Source organism: Moorena sp. SIO4E2, from assembly GCF_010671945.1.
Lineage (GTDB): Bacteria > Cyanobacteriota > Cyanobacteriia > Cyanobacteriales > Coleofasciculaceae > Moorena > Moorena producens.
In genome coordinates this window covers 1-3292 of the sequence record NZ_JAAHIE010000696.1, presented here as the reverse complement: position 1 = coordinate 3292, position 3292 = coordinate 1, and the positions used below count along the sequence as shown (strand labels likewise).

General features: G+C 41.0%; 2 protein-coding genes and 1 pseudogene. All 3 read right to left on the bottom strand.

Annotated elements, in window-relative coordinates:
• Window positions 1-314: pseudogene (locus F6K37_RS35595) on the bottom strand (phage late control D family protein); the annotation flags it as partial.
• A gap of 153 nt (window positions 315-467) precedes the next feature.
• Window positions 468-1229 carry a CIS tube protein gene (locus F6K37_RS35590; protein WP_287255609.1) on the bottom strand — a complete coding sequence of 254 codons (762 nt, stop codon included), beginning with the start codon at window positions 1227-1229 and terminating at the stop codon, window positions 468-470.
• Window positions 1220-3292, bottom strand: a 2073-nt coding sequence (locus F6K37_RS35585; RefSeq protein WP_287255607.1) for a hypothetical protein, incomplete at its 5' end; no start/stop codon positions are given. The genes F6K37_RS35585 and F6K37_RS35590, both read right to left, overlap by 10 nt.

Genomic DNA, 3292 nt, shown 5'->3' with positions numbered 1-3292 from the left:
GGTAATCGCTGAATCGTAAACTCTGGTTCTATAGCGGTAATTTCCCCAACCATGAGGGTAGTTAGGTTTCCCCGGTAACCCAATTTCACTTCTAGGGTATTCCCAATACTGAACAAAGAGTTATCCAACCACAATACTTCCCCTTCCTGCACATCCAAACTGCCCAATTCTAAGGTAAACATACTGGGCAAATTAATCTCTTCGTCTACTGTTAACCCAGTAATATGGAACTGTGCTGACTCTGGTAAACGCGAACCATTAACTAGAATTTCATACTTGGTAAATATTGAGGATTGGGGTTGGGTAAATGGCATTTTTAAAAGTTAAAAGGGAGTAGGGAGTAGGGAGTAGGGAGTAGGGAGCAGCGGATCTGGGAACAGGGAACAGGCAAGAGGCAATAGGCATGCTAGCAATAGGCAATAGTAACGCATAACCCTTGGGCTTGCTACAGCAATCAATCATAACTATCAAAGCAATTTGGGAATAGTTAAGGTTTTACCAATGTCAAGCTGACGGGGATTATCCAATTGATTTTCTTCAGCAATGAGTCGCCACAGCTTAGGATTACCATAGACATCCGCCGCAATGTTGCTGAGGGTTTCACCGCTTTTGACAATACGAGTAGTTAATTCTGGATCGGTACGCCGTTTATCATCTTCTGGATTGAGATATTCCAAAAAAGTGATGTTGACTTTTGCTCGTATCGGTTTACCATTACTTTTGAATAGGGTGAAGGTTTGGGTAAGATTAGTAATCACCCCCACAAAAGGGAAGTCAGAATTAGTTGGTGCTTCACCCCAGTAAACCTTACAAGCTAGTGGTGGTTGCTCTTTATCCTTAACACGTCGCGTGCGGGTAAGGGCAACAAGTTTATTGGTTTCCTCCCGTACATCGTCGATGGCAGTACTATCTAATAAACTATTATTCTTACGCTCAAAATTCTGAGATCGTGAATTTTTAACCCCTTCGGAAACATCAAATAACAATTCCAGAGTTAGTTCCCGACTTCCCCCCCCACCAAAATCTAAAATTGGCGCATTATATTCTTTTTGGCTCGAACCACTCCAAGTAACACCTTTTTTGACAGTATAGGATTCGGGGTTAAATAAAACCTTAACCTCTGGATAGCTTTTTTTCTCTTCCGAATCTATAACCTCTACAGCACGGTACTTCTTGTCTTTATTTTTTTGCCACTTCAAAGGAATAATAGTTAGTTTTTCTAATGCCATTTTCCGATTCCCCGACGTTCCCTTTCTACCATTAGTTTACGAGCCAGAATACGACTGACTTGTTCAGCCACTTTTGTTAAATCTATCCCTGATGCTGATGCTGTTTCTGGGGTAGACATCGGGGTTGTGGCATTTCCCGCCATTGCTTGAACGGTAGAGTTTTCCACTGCATTGGTTTGACGTGCGATCGCTCCATTCGTTTTTATTTGGGTGATTGCTAGAGGTAGAGGCAGTTTCTGATGATGGGAGTTTGTGGTTGATAAGTTTTTACTAGCCTCTATGGTATTAGCCTCTATGGTATTGGTAGTTTTCAGCCAAACCCTGTTTAACTCAGATGAGGAAGATAACTGGCTAGGGGTTGTGGAAACTACAGTAGGGTTACTAGCAATTGAGGCTTTTTGGGATAGTTGTACAGGGAAATTTTCCTGCTGTTTCTGTATGATACCAGTTGGTTGATAGTTTTTTTCTGCTGCTTTGCTTTGGATAATTCCTTTAATTAGAGGTTTATTTTTAGCTTGAATTGTGCTTTGGTATGATTGACTCGTAGTTTTAGCCAGAGGGAAATCTGGACTAGAGTTACTGTGACTTCTAGTTTGGGAATGACTAGCTTGAGTAATGGTGGTACCTTGAGAGGTAATCTGACCTAATTTGGGCTGATTCGGGATAATCTTGGCTTGAATTACAGTATCCTCGTTATCCTCTTTTCTAGATACTGTAGTTGGGGATGAGGCACTTGTCGTTTTAGCCAGAGGTAAATCTGGACTAGAGTTACTGTTAACTTGACTTGGGAAATGACTAGCTTGAGTGATGGTGGGACTTTCAGAGATTAGTTGACCAGAATTTGGCGAGAGTTTAGCTTGAATTACAGTATCCTCGTTATCCTCTTTTCTAGATACTTGACTTGGGGATGAGGCACTTGTCGTTTTAGCCAGAGGTAAATCTGGACTAGAGTTACTGTGACTTCTAGTTTGGGAATGACTAGCTTTACTTAGGGTATCATATTGAGAGGTAATATTCCCTGAGTTCGGGATAATTTTAGCTTGAATTACAGTCTCCTCGTTATCCTCTTTTCTAGATACTGTAGTTGGGGATGAGGCACTTGTCGTTTTAGCCAGAGGGAAATCTGGACTAGAGTTATTTATGTTATTACCTGGAGAGGTGATCTGACCTAAGTTCGGGATAATTTTGGCTTGAATTACCGTATCTGAGCTATCCTCTTTTCTAGATACTTGACTTGGGGATGATGCCCTTGTAGTTTTAGCCAGAGTTAAATCTGGACTAGAGTTATTTATGCTATCACCTTGAGAGGTTAGATTCCCTGAGTTCGGGATAATTTTAGCTTGAATTACTGTCTGATCGTTATCCTCTTTTCTAGACACTGTACTTGAGGATGATGTACTCGTAGTTTTAGCCAGAGTTAAATCTGGACTAGAGTTATTTATGCTATCACCTTGAGAGGTTAGATTCCCTGAGTTCGGGATAATTTTAGCTTGAATTACTGTCTGATCGTTATCCTCTTTTCTAGACACTGTAGTTGAGGATGATGTACTCGTAGTTTTAGCCAGAGGAAAATCTGGACTAGAGTTACTGTGACTTATAGTTTGGGAATGACTAGCTTGAGTGATGGTATCTCCTTGAGAGGATAGTTTACCAGAATTCGGGATAATTTTGGCTTGAATTACTGTCTGATCGTTATCCTCTTTTCTAGATACTGTAGTTGGAGATGATGCCCTTGTAGTTTTAGCCAGAGGGAAATCTGGGCTAGAGTTATTTATGGTATCACCTGGAGAGGTAATCTGACCTGATTTGGGCTGATTCGGGATAATTTTGGTTTGAATTACCGTATCCTCGGTATCCTCTTTATCTGAGCTATCCTCTTTTCTGGAAACTGTAGTTGGGGATGATGGACTATTGGTTTGAGCCAGAGGTAGATCTTGAATAGATTTACTTGGAACTCTAGCAACATTACTAGCATTAGCTGCTGTAATAGTTGCTTTTCGACTAATCCGCAACGTTCCAGATTTTTCAGGGTAGGGAGGTGAGGAAGAGCTACTGGTTTCAGA

Bases quoted from the DNA above. Each gene is read 5' to 3' on its own strand.
- F6K37_RS35590 (WP_287255609.1), bottom strand. From the start codon at position 1,229: ATGGCATTAGAAAAACTAACTATTATTCCTTTGAAGTGGCAAAAAAAT.